General features: G+C 68.7%; 14 protein-coding genes. 1 reads left to right on the plus strand and 13 read right to left on the minus strand.

What is annotated here, in order from left to right; genetic code table 11:
• Window positions 1-262: 262 nt before the first annotated feature.
• The 9 genes from AAW51_RS27870 to sctU all read right to left on the minus strand — a co-directional run bounded on the left by AAW51_RS27870 (window position 263) and on the right by sctU (window position 9,594).
• Window positions 263-2,128 carry an ATP-binding protein gene (locus tag AAW51_RS27870; RefSeq protein WP_053013359.1) on the minus strand — a complete coding sequence of 622 codons (1,866 nt, stop codon included), beginning with the start codon at window positions 2,126-2,128 and terminating at the stop codon, window positions 263-265.
• A 160-nt stretch (window positions 2,129-2,288) separates the two neighbouring features.
• Window positions 2,289-2,744: a CesT family type III secretion system chaperone gene (locus AAW51_RS05585; RefSeq protein ID WP_047193813.1), complete on the minus strand. Its 456-nt coding sequence runs from the start codon at window positions 2,742-2,744 to the stop codon at window positions 2,289-2,291.
• Window positions 2,745-2,806: 62 nt separating this feature from the next.
• Entirely contained in the window at window positions 2,807-3,664 is an 858-nt protein-coding gene (locus AAW51_RS05590; RefSeq protein WP_047193814.1) for a hypothetical protein, read from the minus strand.
• A 75-nt stretch (window positions 3,665-3,739) separates the two neighbouring features.
• Window positions 3,740-4,000 carry a type III secretion system export apparatus subunit SctS gene (gene sctS, locus AAW51_RS05595; protein ID WP_047193815.1) on the minus strand — a complete coding sequence of 87 codons (261 nt, stop codon included), beginning with the start codon at window positions 3,998-4,000 and terminating at the stop codon, window positions 3,740-3,742.
• Window positions 4,001-4,013: 13 nt separating this feature from the next.
• A complete protein-coding gene (gene sctR / locus AAW51_RS05600; RefSeq protein ID WP_047193816.1) occupies window positions 4,014-4,673 on the minus strand; it encodes a type III secretion system export apparatus subunit SctR in 660 nt (219 codons plus the stop codon).
• Window positions 4,648-5,733 (minus strand): type III secretion system cytoplasmic ring protein SctQ, encoded by a 1,086-nt coding sequence (gene sctQ, locus AAW51_RS05605; RefSeq protein ID WP_047193817.1) that lies wholly within the window; start codon window positions 5,731-5,733, stop codon window positions 4,648-4,650. Before sctQ ends, sctR begins: the two co-directional genes overlap by 26 nt.
• 18 nt (window positions 5,734-5,751) lie before the next feature.
• Window positions 5,752-6,447 (minus strand): type III secretion system protein SctP, encoded by a 696-nt coding sequence (sctP, locus tag AAW51_RS05610; RefSeq protein ID WP_047193818.1) that lies wholly within the window; start codon window positions 6,445-6,447, stop codon window positions 5,752-5,754.
• Window positions 6,448-6,476: 29 nt separating this feature from the next.
• Window positions 6,477-8,516, minus strand: coding sequence for a type III secretion system export apparatus subunit SctV (gene sctV, locus AAW51_RS05615; protein ID WP_047193819.1), 2,040 nt, complete (start codon window positions 8,514-8,516; stop codon window positions 6,477-6,479).
• 16 nt (window positions 8,517-8,532) lie between these two features.
• Window positions 8,533-9,594, minus strand: coding sequence for a type III secretion system export apparatus subunit SctU (gene sctU / locus AAW51_RS05620; protein ID WP_047193820.1), 1,062 nt, complete (start codon window positions 9,592-9,594; stop codon window positions 8,533-8,535).
• A gap of 193 nt (window positions 9,595-9,787) precedes the next feature.
• Here sctU and AAW51_RS05625 point away from each other — a divergent pair, with 193 nt between their 5' ends.
• Window positions 9,788-11,515: a sensor histidine kinase gene (locus AAW51_RS05625; protein WP_047193821.1), complete on the plus strand. Its 1,728-nt coding sequence runs from the start codon at window positions 9,788-9,790 to the stop codon at window positions 11,513-11,515.
• Window positions 11,516-11,531: 16 nt separating this feature from the next.
• On the opposite strand, the gene AAW51_RS30630 is transcribed toward AAW51_RS05625, so the two are convergent.
• From AAW51_RS30630 to AAW51_RS05645, 4 genes are all read right to left on the minus strand, one after another.
• Entirely contained in the window at window positions 11,532-12,407 is an 876-nt protein-coding gene (locus AAW51_RS30630; RefSeq protein WP_238947769.1) for a lytic transglycosylase domain-containing protein, read from the minus strand.
• Between the two features lie 84 nt (window positions 12,408-12,491).
• Complete coding sequence (locus tag AAW51_RS05635; RefSeq protein WP_047193822.1) at window positions 12,492-13,949, minus strand: helix-turn-helix domain-containing protein; 1,458 nt, start codon at window positions 13,947-13,949, stop codon at window positions 12,492-12,494.
• Window positions 13,950-14,276: 327 nt separating this feature from the next.
• The gene (gene sctT, locus AAW51_RS05640; RefSeq protein ID WP_047193823.1) at window positions 14,277-15,095 is read right to left on the minus strand and encodes a type III secretion system export apparatus subunit SctT; all 819 of its coding nucleotides are present in this window, start codon (window positions 15,093-15,095) and stop codon (window positions 14,277-14,279) included.
• A gap of 57 nt (window positions 15,096-15,152) precedes the next feature.
• Complete coding sequence (locus AAW51_RS05645; RefSeq protein WP_047193824.1) at window positions 15,153-15,665, minus strand: hypothetical protein; 513 nt, start codon at window positions 15,663-15,665, stop codon at window positions 15,153-15,155.
• Window positions 15,666-15,670: the final 5 nt, after the last annotated feature.

A 15,670-nucleotide genomic window follows, 5' to 3' on the forward strand; every position in this document is an offset into this window, starting at 1 on the left:
TCCTGGCCGGCCGGCTGCGATGGACAAGGGCCCTGCACCTACTGCAAGCTGCGGGCCAGACGAGGGGAGGCCTCCCTCGGAACGCATTTCACACCCGCCCGACCGCCTGGCAGCCCTCGCCGGCTTGGCAAATCCCTGGCGCCTTGGCGTGGGAGCCGTCGGCGCCGACCGGCGGCATCTTCTCAAACTTGCGCCGGGCCCTGCGACCGCATTTGCAAAAATGAGAACATCGCGACGCTGGTGCGAGCGAGGCAGGGCGCCGTCAGCCGGTCGCGCCGGGGCCTTTGGCGCCAGCGTGATGCCGCGGCAGGCGGATCTCGAACACCGCCCCTCCGTGCGGCGCGTTGCGGGCCGTCAGCTCACCCCCCATCTCGCGCACCGCGTCGCGGGACAGCGCCAGGCCGAGGCCCAGGCCGCGCCCGGCGGTCTTGGTCGAGAAAAAGGGCTGGAACAAGCGCTCCAGCACGGGCTCCGAGAGGCCTGGGCCGCTGTCGACGACCGTCAAGGTCACGTCGGTGTCGCTGGCGGTGCAGGACACCGAGATGCGCCGGTGCGCGCGGCCCTCCAGCACGTCGAGTGCATTGTTGAGCAGGTTGGCGATCACGCGCACCAGACGACCCTCCTGGGCCCGCACCGACAGCGGCGGCAGCTCGACGACGATCTCGCACGGCGTTTGCGTCAGCCGCGAGCGCAGGTTGCCCATGGCCTCCGAGACGGCGCTGGCCAGGTCGACCGGCTCCGGATGGCAGGCCGACGGCACTGGAAAGGCGGCCAGCTTGAAGGTCAGGTCACGCAAATGGGTGCTGAGCTTGAGCATCGACTCGATGCTGCGGCGCACTTCTTCGTGTTCGCCGCGCTCGATCAGCTCGATCGTCATTTCCGCCAGCAAGCGGATCGAGGCCATCGGCTGGTTCAATTCGTGGTTCACGCCGGCGACGAGATGGCCGACGTTGGAGAGCCGCTGCGCATAGGCCAAGGTCTGCTCGGAGCGCCGCAATTCCTGCTCGGCTTCGAGGTCGAGCGACAGCAAGGCCGCGCGCAGCGAGATGGCCTCGCGCTGCTGTTCCGACTCGACCCGTGTCGCCTCCCGATAGGCCTCGTAGGCGCCCTGCAGGTCGCCCACCTGTTCGAGGAGGTCGGCCAGCAAGCGCAGCGCCGCCGGCAGATTGGACTCCATCGGCACCCCGGTGAGGTAGGCCACCGCGCGCCGTGCACAGGCGATCGACGAGCCCTGCCGGCCCAGGCGGTCGCGAAACTCGGCGAAGCGCAGCCACGCCAGCCCGCGCTCCATCGGGCTGTCCCAACGGCGGGCCCAGGTGGCCAGCTTGGCGAGTGCGAGCCGGGTGGTGCGAGCGTCGCCGTTGATCATCGCGACGCTCGCAATGGTGCCCAGCACGTCGGCGCCGGCCGGGTCCCAGCGACCGACGTCGAATGTGTGTATGTCGGGCAGGGCCGCGGCGGCGCGGGCGTATTCCTCGCGGGCGGCTGCCGGGTTGCCGAGGTCCGCCTGCTGCCGGCCGAGCTGATAGTGGAAAAAGGCCTGGTTGTGGCGCAGGCGGATCTCCAGCAACGGGTTCTCGGAACTGGGCAGCGTCACCACTGCGCGCTCGGCCGAGCGCACCGCCTGCTCCAGTTCGCCGGCCAGGCAGTGGGCCAGGGCCAGCAGGTTGTAGGAGCGCGCCAGTTCGGTGCGGTTGTCCATCGACTCGAAACGCAGCGCCGCCTCGGTCAGCAGCGTGCGGGCGCGCTCATGCTCGTTCACCGCCAGACAGCAGCGGCCGCGCAGCATCAACACCTTGGTGGCGCGCCACCGGTCGTCCAGCCGTTCCAGCATCGGCTGCGCCTCCAGGCACAGCACATAGGCACGGTCGGGTCGGCGCAGATGGTGCATCACACTCGCGCCGCGGTAGAGCGTGCGGGCGAGCACACTCGGGTCACCGCCGGCACGGGCGAGCAGCACCGCTTCTTCCACCAGCGACGACGCGCGGTCGCGGTCGGCGAACACGCTTTCGTGCGATTGCTGCAGCCGTCGCTCGATGTCGGCCGGCAACGTCCGCTCTGCCGGCGTGTGCGGCCAGAGGGTGGGACGGTCTTCCAGAAACAGATAGGGCTCGTGCTGTTCGGCCATGACGGTGTCGGGTACGGGCAGGCGGTGCGGAGGCCGGAGGCCGCGCGGACCGGCGCGGTCGCGCGTACGCAACCTTATCAGTTCGGCATTCCGTCAGGCGTAGCAGATGGTGCACAACGAGGTGCACGACGATGCGGCGTCGCACCGGCCGCGCCGCCGCTCACCCCCTGATCCACATGTACTGGCCCGCTCCGAGGCCTTCGAACATTTCGTCGGATGACTTGAGCAGGTGGTCGCGCCAATAGCGGCCGTGTTCGGTGTAGTGCACCAGCAGTTCGGCCAACCAGCTGCCGTCGATCTCGTAGGACAGCGGCACGCGCACGATCAGCAGCACGTTGCCGGTGTCCGGGTTCAGGCCCAGCTGGGCCTGGTCTTGCGCGTACACCAGCAGGTTGGACTCGAGCATCAGGCGGAACACCACCAGGGTCCGCCCCGCGGTCACGGTGCCGAAGTCGAACTGCAGGTACATCGCGTCGGGATCGTTCTCGACGTGGTCCAGCACCACGGTGAAACCTTCGACTTCCAGTGTGCGCGTCTGCAGCACGGTCTCGGGATCACCCAGACCGGTGACGAGACACAGCTCTTGCAAGAGTTCGGCGTAACGTTCGGCTCCCATGGGTCGCTCCGCAGCTTTCTACGTGGGGAATGATGGGGATGATGATGTGGCGGCACCGGACGTCAGTCTCGGTGCCCGGCCAGGACCTGCAGGCGGGCCAGCATGGCGTCGAGTTCAGACTCGACACGTCGACGTTGCAGGTGCACCAGCATCAACGGCAGGATCCGGTACAACGAGCGGGCCGCATGGGCGTCGGCGGCCAGGGGCTTCGGGTCCGGGCCGACCGCATTCAGCAGCCGCTCGCGCACGTCACCGAGGCCGTTCTTGCCCAGGTCCACGGTGCCGCGCGCCAGCATCAGCGCCGCGACCTCCCGCAGCAGCTGCCCGCGCATGCCGGGGGCAGCTCCTGACGCACCGCCGTGACGCCGAGCGTCGACGGCGGCCAGCGCGAGCGTCACGAACGATGCCAGCGTGGCCAGGCGCGGCGTGTGCCCCGGCCCCGTGCGCAAGGCAGCAGCGGCCCCCGCATCGGGGCCGCCTTCGGCCGCCGCGCCCTGCCGGTTGCGGGACTTGGCGCCGGCGTTGCGGGTCGCACGCCGTTCGCGGGCCTGCCCGTTCTCGTCGCCGCGCTCGTCGCGGTCTTGCTTGCCACCCCGTGACGACACCGACGTTGGCGCATCACCGCCGGCTTGCGACTCTCCGCTCCCGCCCGGGCGGTCGTCGGCTTCCGGAAGGTTGGCGTCTGGCGACGGCCCGGCATTCTTGCTGCGCGGGCTGGGGCGGCGCTGGCTCTGCGGCGGCATGCGTTGCGCGGGGCGACCGTGCCGGAACACTGCGTTGCCGAACTGGCCCAGTCGGTGTCCGCCTTCGTTGCGCTGGCCCTGAGGCTGGGCGGTCGCGTGTGCGGCGCCCGTGTCGTGGGGGTGGCGCAACGCGACGTGGGGCAGCGGGGGGAGGTGGGTGGTTTTGTGAGCGCTCATCCGGGTGCTCCTGGTCGACAGCCCCTGGTCGGGCAGGGGCGTGCAGCGTGCAGTGGTACAGCCATGAACCCGTGCTCAGGCCACAGCGGTCTTGAAGACACTCTGGGCGAACTCGAACACCGCCGCCGCGCCCCAGGGCGCGGCCAGCAGCAAGGTGACGGTCACCGCGATCAGCTTGGCGGCCTGGCCGATGGTGGCGTCCTGCAGCGAGGTGATGGCCTGCACGAAGGACACCAGCAGGCCGACCCCGGCGGCCACCAGAACCACCGGCAGGGACACCAACAGACACAGCAGCATGGCCTGAGAGGTCAGCTGGATGACGTTTTCGTAGTCCATGATGTACGTGTCCTCAGCGATAGGTGAGCACCAGCCCGTGCATCAATGTCGACCAACCATCCAGCACCACGAACAGCAACAGCTTGAACGGGATGGAGAGCTGCGTCGGACTCACCTGCGACAGGCCGAGTGCCAGCAGCACGTTCGCGATGATCAGGTCGACGACGACAAAGGCGATATACAGCAGGAAGCCGATCTTGAACGCCTCGGTCAGCTCCGACAGCGTGAAGGCGGGGGCGAGCACGATCAGGTCGTCCTTCTTCAGCTCCTTGGCGCGCTCGGCGGGCCAGACGGCGCCGGCAGACTTGAGGAAAAACGCCTTCTCGCGCTCGTGCGCATGTTTGTCGAGAAACTTGCGCACCGGCTCCCGCGCAACGTTGAAGACCTGACCGACCTGCTGGCTGGCGCTGCTGCCGATGCCTTGCCTCAGCATCTGGTCGTACGAGTCCATTGCCAGCGGCGCCATGATGTAGCCCGAGATGATCAGGGCCAGCCCGTTGATCACCATGTTGGGCGGCACCTGTTGCACGCCCAGCGCGTTGCGCAACAGGCCGAGCACGACGACGATCTTGGTATAGGACGTCACCATCATCGCGGTGAAGGGCAACAGCCCCACCGCGAAGGCGATGACGATCAGCGGCAGGACTTCAATGGGCTGTGCTGTCGGGTTCATCCTGGACCACCATGCGTGTGATGCGTGCACCGAGGCGGTCGCCGACCGCCACCATCTCGGCATGCGCGATGAGTTGCCCGTACGCCGTCAGCCGCAACGGAGCCGCCGTCACCGATGCGGCCAGCTCGACGACATAACCCGGGCGCAAGGCCTCCAGTTCGGCCAGCGGGACCGGCACGGTGTCGACTTCGAAGCGCACCGGGATGTCGAGTTGATCCAGCGGGCCCGACATGGCCGCCGGTTGGCCGGCCTCGTCCTCTATGGCGTCGGTGTAGGGGGCGTGCGGCTCGTCGGCCATGTTCGGTTCTCCTTCGATCGTCAGTGAATCGGTGTCGAGGCGGGCGCTTGCGTAGAGCTGCTGGGCCGTCCCGGTCCTCCAGCGCAGCCAGCAGGGAGCGCCCGGAAGGCCGGCGCCGGGCTCGGGCAACAGCAACACATCGCCTGGCGACAGGCTGCGCAGCAGCGCGACCGACGCAGGTCGTTCTCCCAGCACGGCGGCCGCCGGCATCGCCAACCGGCGTCTCAGCGTCTCGCAACGTGTCGGCGTGCGACGGGCCAGCTCGCCCACCCGCTCGGCCAGCGGGCGCGGCAGCGTCTCGAATGCCAGCCACAGCTCGGTGCCCTGGGCGCCGCGCACGACGCTCCACACCCCCGCCGCATCCGGGGCGGAGGTGGGCTCCACGGCGTGCAAGGCGACCGGCCGCGTCGCCCCCAGGCCCCACGCGGCCAGCGTTTGCAGCAGCGGGCCGATCAGGGCTTCGGCGGCGAGCGCGCGCAGCGGCTCGGACAGGTCGGCCGCACCGGCGACCGCCAGACCGGCCAAATGACGCGAGGCGAGCCGGAGTTCGACCGGCCCCGCGTCGGACGCGATGCGCAGCCGGTACTGCGGTCCGGTGGGCGCTGCGCGGCAAGCCATGGGGGGTGCTGCGGCGCCCAGCTCGCGCCACCAGGGCGCCAGGCGAGCGTCGTGTAGCAGCCGTGCGGCGCGCGCAGCCGTCGGGGTGACCGTCGGCAAGCAGGCTTCGAGCGACTTGATGGCGAGTGGGCTGCCGGGATGCATGGTGGTGCGTGTGGGGCGTCAGCTGAAGGTGATTGAGATGTCGCGGCGCCGGTCGAGTGCGGCTTCGAGCCGCTCGACCAGTTGCTCGCGATGTGAGAAGACTAGGGCCAGGGCCTGCTCGTCGTGGATGTCGAAGCGAAGCAGCAACCAGTGCGGCGAAAGCCCCAGATGCAGCACCGTCTCGGGCAGCACGTCCGGCCGCAGCTTCATGCTGACCTGCCAGCCGTCGCTGTTGGCGACGGCGCGGTCGTTGCAAAAGCGCGCCACGGTGTCGACGACATAGGCGACACGGCGTTCGTCTGCACGGCTCCACTGCACCGCGGTGGCCGCCCCCACCTCGCCGGAGGCCGCGCGGTCCGCCGCCGACGACGACTCGACGGGCGCGAGCTCCTGCAGGGCCAGCTCCGCAGACAGCTCCTGTTCGTCGGGTCTTCCGTGGTCGTCGGAGCTGTCCGAGCCGCTGCCGTCGGAGTCGGTCAGCGCGTCGAGCCCGGGCCGGTCTTCGTCGAGCGACGCTCCGGCGCTCGCCTCGCCGGCCGCCTCAAGCGACCCCGATGCCGGCGGCAGCGGTGGGCTCGCGGTGCTGCGGCGTTGACGCAGCAGGTCGGCAAAGGTCAGTCGCTTGTCGTGCCCTGCCGGCGGCGGGCGGGCGGCACCAGCGTCCTGCGGCACCTGGAGCTTGTGCGACTTGATCGGCACGCGCGAGTGGGTCAAGGTTCACCTCCCGTCCGATGGCCTGGGTCTTACAAGCTCACCCGCCCGAGCGGCTCCAGCCGCACCTGCGCGCCCAGCTCCTGGAAGGAATAGACCGACAACCAGCGCAGCTCCGACTCGACGATACGGCGCACGTAGCGCCGGATGTCCATCGACGTGACGACGGCCAGCCCGCTGCGGGGATCTGCGCCCGAGACGGCACGGATGCCCTGGGCGATGGCGGCCATGTGGTCGGGCGGGAGGGCCAGGTAGTTGCCGGCGGGGGTGGGCCGGATCGCTTCGCGGATCATTTTTTCGACCTGCGGGTCCAGCAGCACCGCCTGGAGCGCGCCGGCACCGCCGGTCGCACGGTGGCTCAGGTAGCGGCCCAGGTCGCCCCGCACGTACTCGGTCAGCATCAGCACGTCCTTCTCCTTCGGGCCCCAGACGATCAGGCTTTCGAGGATGGCGCGCATGTTGCGGATCGGCAGCTGCTCCTCGAGCAGGCGCCGCAGCACTTCCGAAATACGTTGCAGCGGCAGCACCTTCTGCACCTCGGCGACCAGGCCGGGGTAGTCGGCGCCGACGCGTTCCAGCACCCACTGAACCTCCTGGATGCCCAGGAACTGGTGGGCCTGTTCGTGCAGTGCCCGGATCGCATGGCGGGCGATCACCTCTTCGTGATCCAGCAGCATCAGCTGGGCCTGGCCGGCCGCGTCGGCGGGCGCGATCCACAGCGTTTCGGCATCACCACCGGCTGGGCCGCCGGCTTCGCACCGCGCCACCAGCTCGGGCGGCGCGCCGAGCACCATACGCTTGCCGGGCTTCACTTCGCCTCGGCCGCTGGGCACGTCGTGCAGCAGCAGCTCGTAGACGTTCTCTTGGTGCGACGCGCGGGTCCACATGCGGATGCCCGGGAACGGCAGGCCCAACTCTTCCTGCAGCGAGATCCGCTCCCGTTCGAAGGCCGCGTTCAGCCGTTCCGGGCGCAGCTCGATGCCTAGCCGTGGCGACAGCGTGACGGCCACCGGACAGCTGAACGGCGTGGCCTTGTCTTCGATGCCGGGGCCGTCGCCCTTGGCCCCCTCGCGCTTCAGGCTCTTCATCGGGGCACGCGCGCCACCACCCTCCTTGCCCTTCGACAGCTTGCGGGCCACCACCACCAGAGCGCCGGCCAGCGCCAGGAACACGAACCACGGAAAGCCCGGCACCGCGGCGAAGCCACACAGCAAGGCCGCGGCGAGATACAGGGCGCGCGGGCTGGCCCCGAGCTGCCCGACGACCTCTTCACCCAGCGACCTCGGCTTGGCTTCCTCGTCACCGACCCGCGTGATCATCACGCCGGCCGCCACCGAGATCAGCAGCGACGGGATCTGCGACACCATCGCGTCACCGATCGACAGGATCGAGAAGCGATTGGCCGCCTCCGCCGCCGGCATGCCGTGGAACATGACGCCGATCGCGATGCCCGCCAGGATGTTGATGACCGTGATCACCAGCGCCGCGATGGCGTCGCCCTTGACGAACTTCATCGCGCCATCCATGCCGCCGTGCAACTGGCTCTCCATGGCGAGCAGCCCGCGCTTGTGGCGCGCCTCCTCGCCGGTCAGGTGCCCGGCCCGCAAGTCGGCGTCGATGCTCATCTGCTTGCCTGGCATCGCGTCGAGCGTGAAGCGGGCGCCGACCTCGGCCACCCGCTCGGACCCCTTGGCGATCACGATGAACTGCACCACCGTGATGATCAGGAAGACCACGATGCCGACCACCAGGTTGCCGCCCACCACGAGGTTGCCGAAGGCCTCGATGATGTGACCGGCGTCGGCGTACAGCAGGATCAGTTTGGTCGAGGCGATGTTCAGCGACAGCCGCAACAGGGTCGTGAACAGCAGCAGCGCCGGGAACACGGTCAGCGAGACCGCGCTCGGGATGTACATCGTCACCATCAACAGCACGACGCTGATGGCGATGTTGATGCCCAGCACGATGTCGATCAGCCAGGTCGGCAGCGGGAACACCATGAGCGACAAGATGGCGACGATCATCGCCACCATGCCGAGGTCGCCCCCGAACCAAGACTTCAGATTTTTCATTTCACCTCTCCCTTCATCAGGCCTGCTGGTGATCGGCGGCACGACGGCCGACCTCGTCGACCCACCGCAGCACGGCCGCCACCGGCTCGAACAGCTCTTCGGGCACGCTGCTGGCCAGCGGCACCTTGTGCAGAGCGCGTGCCAGCGGCGGGTTCGCAAAGATGGGCACGCCGGCCTCTTCGGCGTAGCGGCGGATGCGCAGTGCTTCTTCGTCCACCCCCTTGGCCACCACGATCGGCAGGCCCACCTCGTCGGGCCGGTATCGCACCGCCACCGCGTAGTGCGTCGGGTTCACCAGCACCGCGTTCGCAGAAGCGACGTTGTCGCGCGGGCTGGAGTTGGCGATCTCGTGGGCGAGCTGCTTGCGCTGGCCCTTCACATGCGGGTCGCCTTCCTGCTCCTTGAATTCGCGCTTGATGTCGTCCTTCGACATGCGCTGCCCCTTGATGAACTGCCATTTCTGGATGCCGTAGTCAAAGGGGCCCAGCACGATGAACAGGCCCAGCGCGATGGTGAGCACCTTGCTGACCGCGCCCCACGCGATGGTGGCGATGCTGTTCGTCGACTGATAGGCGGCCCCGGCGATCATGGGCAACAGCCCGACGATGACCTGCCACAGCACGATGCCCAGCACGAGGGCCTTGAACACCATCTGCAAGAAGGTGATCAGCGACTTCATCGAGAAGATGCGCTTCACGCCGGCGGCCGGGTCGAGGTTCTCGAACTTCGGCGACACCGCCTTCATCGCCACCAGCACACCGACGTGGCTGAGCAGCCCGATCGCCGCGCCCAGGGCCGCCACGATGGAAATCGGGCCGATGACGATCAGGGCCTCCAGCGCCATCGCGCCCATGCGCTTGTAGATCTCGATCATCGGCAGGTCGCCGTTGCCGAAGTCCAACCCGGTGCGCACCACCCGGCGTATCCGGTCCGTCGCGGATTCCGCCAGTGCGAACAGCGTCACCACGACGGCCAGCATCGATCCCGCAATGGCCAGGTCCTGGCTCTTGGCGACCTGGCCTTCCTCGCGCGCCTTGCGCAGTTTCTGGTCGGTTGGTTCTTCGGTCTTCTCGGACATGGCGTTGGGAGGGCGCTGCAGGAGGCTGGGACGGCCAGGCAACACGGGCCCGGCCGGACTGTGGCAAGACTAGGGCGCAAGGTGTCGGCGCGTGGCCGGGAATGCGAAGCGGAGGGCGAGAAGGCGACGCGGGGTGCCCGTCCGCGATGCGCCGGCGACGCGACGGCGAGGGGGACCCCGCATAATCAGAACCATGCCCCAAGACCTCCATCGCGCATTGCCCGACTTGCTCCAGGCGACCGAAGCGGCCTTACGGCGCAAGGATTTGTCACAGGCGGCGGCGTGGTCGCGCGAGGCCGTGCACGTCGCGCGCAGCCAGCACGCCGGGGACGTGGCGCTCGGCACCGCCTGCCTCACCGCGGCGCGCGTCCGCTACGCCAGCTTCGATTACGCCGAAAGCTACGGGCTGGCGCTCGAAGCGAGCAAACTGCTCGGGCGCTCCGGCAAGATCCGGCTCGAGGTCCAGGCGATGCACATCTGCTGTGTCATCTGCATCGAAACCGGCGAGCTGGTCACCGCGATGGACCATGCGCGGCGTGCCTTGCAGCAGGCCCGTGCGGTCGGCGACCACGGCAGCCAGGCCGTGTTGCTGCACAAGCAGGCGGTGGTGTTCGAGCTGATGGAGGAGCAGGAGGCGGCGATGCGCTGCCTGGTCGAGGCGGTCGAGCTGTTCCAGCGGCCACCGCGGCGGCCGGCCGACGAGTTCTTCGCCCGCACCCATCTTGCCGCGGCCTGCCTCGCGCACGCCGAGAAGCTGTCGTTGCAGGGGGACGAGGCCCAGGCCGGCGCCGAGCGCGAGCGGGCGGTGGCGGTGCTGCCTGCGGTCGATTACAACGCCGACCTTGCCGCCATCAGCGCCTGGATCGTGGTCAAGGCCAAGCTCGGCGAGCTCGAGTCGGCACGCCGCGGCGCGCTCGGCTACCTGAAGCTGATCCGGCGCTCCGGCAGCACGCGGCACCACCTGGCACATGCGCTGCTGACGCTGGGCGAGTACCACATTCACAACGGCCGGCCCGACAAGGGTGTGAAGCGGTTGCAACGGGCCATCGGCAAGTTGCGGCTCGGCAGCAATCGCTCCCAGCTCGCGCTGACCGAGCAACGGCTGACCACGGTGTACGCCGCCGCGGGCCAGTATGCGCAAGCCCTCACCTGGCTGCGTCAGGCCCGTCGCGACCGCTCCCGCATGGAGACCGAGCAGAACAAGCTGCGGGGCCGCATGGCCGCGCTCGAGCGAGAGGTGGAACGCCGCCGCGCCGAGCAGCAGGAGACGCTGATGCACACGCAGCGCCTGGCGGTGGTGGGCCGGCTGATGGCCGACATCTACAACGCGCTGGCGGGGCCGATCACCGATGTGCACCACGCGCTGGAGACCTGCGCGCGCGAGGTGGGCAATGAGCGCAACTCGCCACGGCTGACGGCCACGCTGGGGCGGGTCATCCAACGTGTCGACGAGGCCTCGGGCCTCGCGCGGCAACTCAAGATGTTTTCCTATCGTGCCGCGCCGCAGTCGATGGTGGTCGAGCTCAACGAGGCGCTGCGCGAGGCGTGGCAAGGCGTGGCCCTGTGGCGCCGCGGCGCCGAGCGCCGGCTGGTCGTGTGCGGTGACCTGAGGGCGCAGGTGCGGGTCGATGTGCAGCGCCTGGCGGTGTTGCTCCGCATCCTCCTGATCGAGGCAGACAAGGTGGCCCGCACCGATGCCGTGTCGGTCTGCCTGACCGCGGGCGCTGACACCACGCGGCTGCAGCTGGTGGTCGAGGCGCCGTCCGGCGCGGCGGCCGAAGCCGGCGTCGGCGTGACCCTGTGCGAAGAGATCGCCCAGGAGATGGGGGGCCGGCTGTGCCGCGCCCCGCTGGCCTCCGGCGGCGTCGATTTCCATCTCGAGTTTCCGTCGATAGCGGCCGACGCCGCCGTCGACTGGTAAGGCCGCCCGCGCCGCGTCAGAAACCGCCCCGGTACTCGCGGTAGAGCGCGAGCACCTTGCGCACGTAGGCCTGGGTTTCGGGGTAGGGAGGGATCTCCCGCTTGTATCGCAACACCGCACCTTCGCCGGCGTTGTATGCGGCAATGGCCAGCTCGGCCCGTTCGGGGAACATGTTCATCAACAAGCGCAGATAACGGGCGCCGGCCTGCAGGTTCGCCTCGGGCTCGAACAGCGCCCGCTGCGGCTGCTGAACACCCATGCGTAAGGCCGTGGCCGGCATCACCTGCATCAACCCGATGGCCCCCTTGGGCGACACCGCCCTCGGGTTGAAGGCCGATTCGACATGGATGATGGCCTTGAGCAGGGCGGCTTCATGACCGTAGGCGCGCGCCGTGCCTTCGATCAGGCTCGACAGCGTGCCGGGCATCGTGGCGTAGGCGGTCACGCCGGGTGGCTCGGTGGCCCGTGCCAGCGCGGCCCTGCTGCCGGACTGCCGTTCCTCGATCAGCCGCAACTGCCCCGTACCCGCGGTTGGACGGGGCGCGGGCAAACCGAACGCCGCCAGCACCTGCTGGGCCGACGGTGACAAGGAGGCGGTGTCGGACGCCGCCTCGCGTGGTGTGGCCGCGTCGGTCTCGCCGTCGCCGACAGGGTGACAGGTGATGCCGGCCACTTCCGAGGCGAGCGAGGAGGGCGCCAGATACTGGCGGCCCCACGCGTCGGTGCAACGGAAGGCGGCCGAGCAGTGACCGCCGGCCGCCAGCGCGGCGGCGGCCAGCGTCAGTTGTGCCGCCGTGCCGAGGGGGCGACGTGGGGCACCGGCAGGGTGTTTCCCGGTCTCGCCTCGCAGCGCGCAGACGAGTCGGTCACGAATGCGTAGCGGCGAACTCATGCGCAGCTCCATGATGAACGGCGAAGGGCCGAAGGTCGTGGTGGGTCAAAGTTGGGCGGGCATGTGCCGCGGGCGCAGTGTGTTTCATGCGCCGGCGCTGCGTGCCAGCGTTTCGGCCGGCGTTTCCTTGAAGTACTTGCGGTAGGACGACAGCAGCGTCGACCGGTTGCGGATGCCCCAGCGGGCCGCGGCTTCGATCACCGTCACCCCGGGGGCTGCGGGGCTGACCAGGTCGCGCCGGATGCGCTCCACGCGGCAGCGCCGCAGCACTTCGATCGGGGTCATGCCGAGATGGGTACGAAAGGCCGATTGCAAGGCCCGCTCGGTGACGCCGACGTGCTCGGCGATCTCGCGAATGCTCAGATCGGCGGAATCCAGATGCTCCAGCAGGTAGCGATAGGCGCGCCGGTACTTGGCCGGCAGGCTCATCTCGACATCGTCCTTGACGGCGGTGGCTGCTGCCGAGGTCGGGGTGTGCGACGACACATGCTCCGCCGGCGTCTCGACCCGCACGCACTGCACCGACTCGAGGGCATAACGTTGGTAGTGCTGCATGGCCTCGTCGACACGACCGGTCAGCTCGCAGACCTTGGCGAGACAGTAGGAGAGCTCGAAGTTCCAGCGCTGCGATGAGGCGTCCCGCAGGCCACGCCCGCACAGCGGTTCGAGCATGCCGCGCGCCATGTCGGCATTGCGGACGACGATGCAGACCAGGGCCGTGTCGATCCGGCTTTGCCGCTCGCCGGTGACGATGCCGGAGCGACGCAGCCAGGCCACGTCCTGCTCGAGGCTCTTGACCGCGGCGGCATCGCCGCAGCTGGCCATCAGCAATGAGCGAAGGTGGCCCAGGCGTTGGGCGACGAGCGGGTGCTTGCCGTGTGTGAGCAAACAGGCATTGAGCGCAGTCAACGGTTCGATCTGGGTGCGCTGGCGCGAAGAGGTGGGCGGCAGCTGCCAGAACACATGGTCGCGCAGCGACCCGTGGGCGCGGATCTCCTGCTGCACCAGCAGCTCCACACGCACCATGCCGACCAGCAGCGCGAGGTGGGAAGAGGCCGCCTCTGCCGCCTGCTCAGCGGCCTCGTCGAGCGCCTCCAGGGCCTGCAGCGTCTGGCCCATGCCGTGGTGGGCGAGTGCCAGTGCGCAAAGGGCTTCGGTGCGTTGGGCTGTCAGGGCTGCCTCGTCGTCGATGACACGGCGGAAGCAGGCGGCAGCGGTGCCGAAGCGGTGCTGGTAGAGGCTCAGGAAGCCGGTGTTGCGGCAGGACACGACACGCACCTGGCCGCGGGGGGCGGAGGCCGCGGCCTTGACGGCCTGGCGGTAGCACTCCTCGGCCTCTTCATCGTGGCCTTGCGCCAGCATCAGGTCACCGGCGAGCACCTGAAGTTCGCACAGGCCCTGCGACGCGGGCGTCTCGGCGTGTGCCTCGATCAGGGCCAGGGTGCGCGCGGTGGCGTCCTGGATCTGTCCTTCGAGGAGGGTGGACAGCACGGCATCGGATGAGAGGGTGCGGGCGAGGGCAGTGAGCACGTAGAGGGTCATCGATCTCTCCTGGATTGAATCCCGGCACAAGGGCCGTTTGATGGAGTCAATGCTAGGAATCGGGGTCGAGAGCATGTTCATGAAGAGTCAGGCAGGACCCGTTACCGCACATCTGCGAGACGGGGACGGCGCGGTTCTCATGTGCGAGAACGACGAAGCCGCGTTTCTCGTGTTCGAGAAACCTTCGCGCCCCTGTTTCGCAGTGTTGATCGAGGGCGCGGCGCGCTGCGTCGCGCATGCGCAACGAGGCCGGGTAATACGAAGGGGAAACGAAGGGGCACGAAGGGGCTAAGGGTGCGTAGCCAAGGCGCCAACGTGACGCAAAGCTCAAGAGGTCGGCAGCAGCGCCTGCAATTGCTGGATCAATTGGGTGGGCAGCAAGGCCGAGCGCACCTGCGTGATGAACACGCCGCACAGCAGCGAGAGCAGCAGCATGGTCACGGCGCCCTTGACCGGCTGGCTGAGGCTGGTCGGCTCCAGCTTGTCGGCGGCGCGGGTGACGAGGCCGAAGCCCAGGTCGATCAGGACCAGCACCAGCAGCAAAGGTGCGGCGAACTTCACCACCGAGGTCATCAGCGTGTCGAGCGGCCCGACCAGCAGCACGTCGGACACCCCGCCCAACGAGGGCAGGGGTGACAGCAAGGGCCAGACCTTGAACGATTCGAACAGGGCGCCGACGAACACCAGCATGCCGCCCAGCACATAGAACACCGTCAGCACCAGTTGCAACAACATGCCCGAGACCGGCGTGCTCTGCTCGCCGCTGAGCGGGTTGGTCAGCTGCACGTTGTTGTAGCCGACTTGCGTGTCGACCAGCGCGCCGACGCACTCGGCGGTCCAGAACACGGTCGAGGCGGCCATGCCCATCAGCACACCGATCAGGACTTCCTTGAGCACGTGTCCGAACCACTGGATCGGGGTCAGGGCGTCGAGCGCCTCGACGGGCACGCCGAACGAGATGTAGGTCCCGATCATGACCACCAGTCCGGCGCGCGTGAGGCCTTGCAGAAAGCGCTGACCGGTCGCGGGCAGCACGTTGAACGCGGCAAACAGACGGATGCTGGAAAGGGCGACGCCGAGAAACAGGTCTTCCACCGCCTCCGCCATCAGGCGGAAGTCCTCGAAGCTGCCCAGTCCCTCGATCATCCAGTCACCTCCGTGCTTCGCACTGTGGGCTGAGCGCCTGCGGACGACCGCACACGCTCATGCCTCTGCCTGTTCTCGATTTCGCCGCCGCATGCAGAGTTTCGCGACCGCGGTTTCCTCGGTTTCTTCCTCGGCCAGCTCTTCTGCCGCCTGCTCGCGCAGACTGCGCAAGACCGCGATGCGGTTCTCGAAGCCTTCGATGCGCTGGTTGTTGCGTCGGATCGCAGCTTGCACCGCGTCGACTTGCTCGCGCTGCCGATTCACCTGCGCATCTTGCTGCTGCAGGGCCTGTGCCGCCTGCACGATGGCCGAAGCGAGGTCTTGAATTCTGAAGTCTTGCGCCCGCAACGCGGCCGGCGTGAAGACGCCGCTGGTCAATGCCAGACGGTCCTGTTCGGCCTCCTGGTGGCGCTGGACACAGGTCTCGCGGTGTTCCTCGGCCTGTGCACGCGCGGCCTCCGCGTCGGCGAGTGCCTGGCGCTGCGCCTTCAGCGCCTCCTCGAGACGCTCGCCCTGGCGCTTGCGCACCATCACCAGGGTGCGCAAGGCCTTGATTTCAGTGTTGCTCATGCGGG

It is taken from the genome of Caldimonas brevitalea, from assembly GCF_001017435.1.
GTDB lineage: Bacteria > Pseudomonadota > Gammaproteobacteria > Burkholderiales > Burkholderiaceae_C > Caldimonas > Caldimonas brevitalea.

Bases quoted from the DNA above. Each gene is read 5' to 3' on its own strand.
- AAW51_RS27870 (WP_053013359.1), bottom strand. From the start codon at position 2,128: ATGGCCGAACAGCACGAGCCCTATCTGTTTCTGGAAGACCGTCCCACC.
- AAW51_RS05585 (WP_047193813.1), bottom strand. From the start codon at position 2,744: ATGGGAGCCGAACGTTACGCCGAACTCTTGCAAGAGCTGTGTCTCGTC.
- AAW51_RS05590 (WP_047193814.1), bottom strand. From the start codon at position 3,664: ATGAGCGCTCACAAAACCACCCACCTCCCCCCGCTGCCCCACGTCGCG.
- sctS (WP_047193815.1), bottom strand. From the start codon at position 4,000: ATGGACTACGAAAACGTCATCCAGCTGACCTCTCAGGCCATGCTGCTG.
- sctR (WP_047193816.1), bottom strand. From the start codon at position 4,673: ATGAACCCGACAGCACAGCCCATTGAAGTCCTGCCGCTGATCGTCATC.
- sctQ (WP_047193817.1), bottom strand. From the start codon at position 5,733: ATGCATCCCGGCAGCCCACTCGCCATCAAGTCGCTCGAAGCCTGCTTG.
- sctV (WP_047193819.1), bottom strand. From the start codon at position 8,516: ATGAAAAATCTGAAGTCTTGGTTCGGGGGCGACCTCGGCATGGTGGCG.
- sctU (WP_047193820.1), bottom strand. From the start codon at position 9,594: ATGTCCGAGAAGACCGAAGAACCAACCGACCAGAAACTGCGCAAGGCG.
- AAW51_RS05625 (WP_047193821.1), top strand. From the start codon at position 9,788: ATGCCCCAAGACCTCCATCGCGCATTGCCCGACTTGCTCCAGGCGACC.
- AAW51_RS30630 (WP_238947769.1), bottom strand. From the start codon at position 12,407: ATGAGTTCGCCGCTACGCATTCGTGACCGACTCGTCTGCGCGCTGCGA.
- AAW51_RS05635 (WP_047193822.1), bottom strand. From the start codon at position 13,949: ATGACCCTCTACGTGCTCACTGCCCTCGCCCGCACCCTCTCATCCGAT.
- sctT (WP_047193823.1), bottom strand. From the start codon at position 15,095: ATGATCGAGGGACTGGGCAGCTTCGAGGACTTCCGCCTGATGGCGGAG.
- AAW51_RS05645 (WP_047193824.1), bottom strand. From the start codon at position 15,665: ATGAGCAACACTGAAATCAAGGCCTTGCGCACCCTGGTGATGGTGCGC.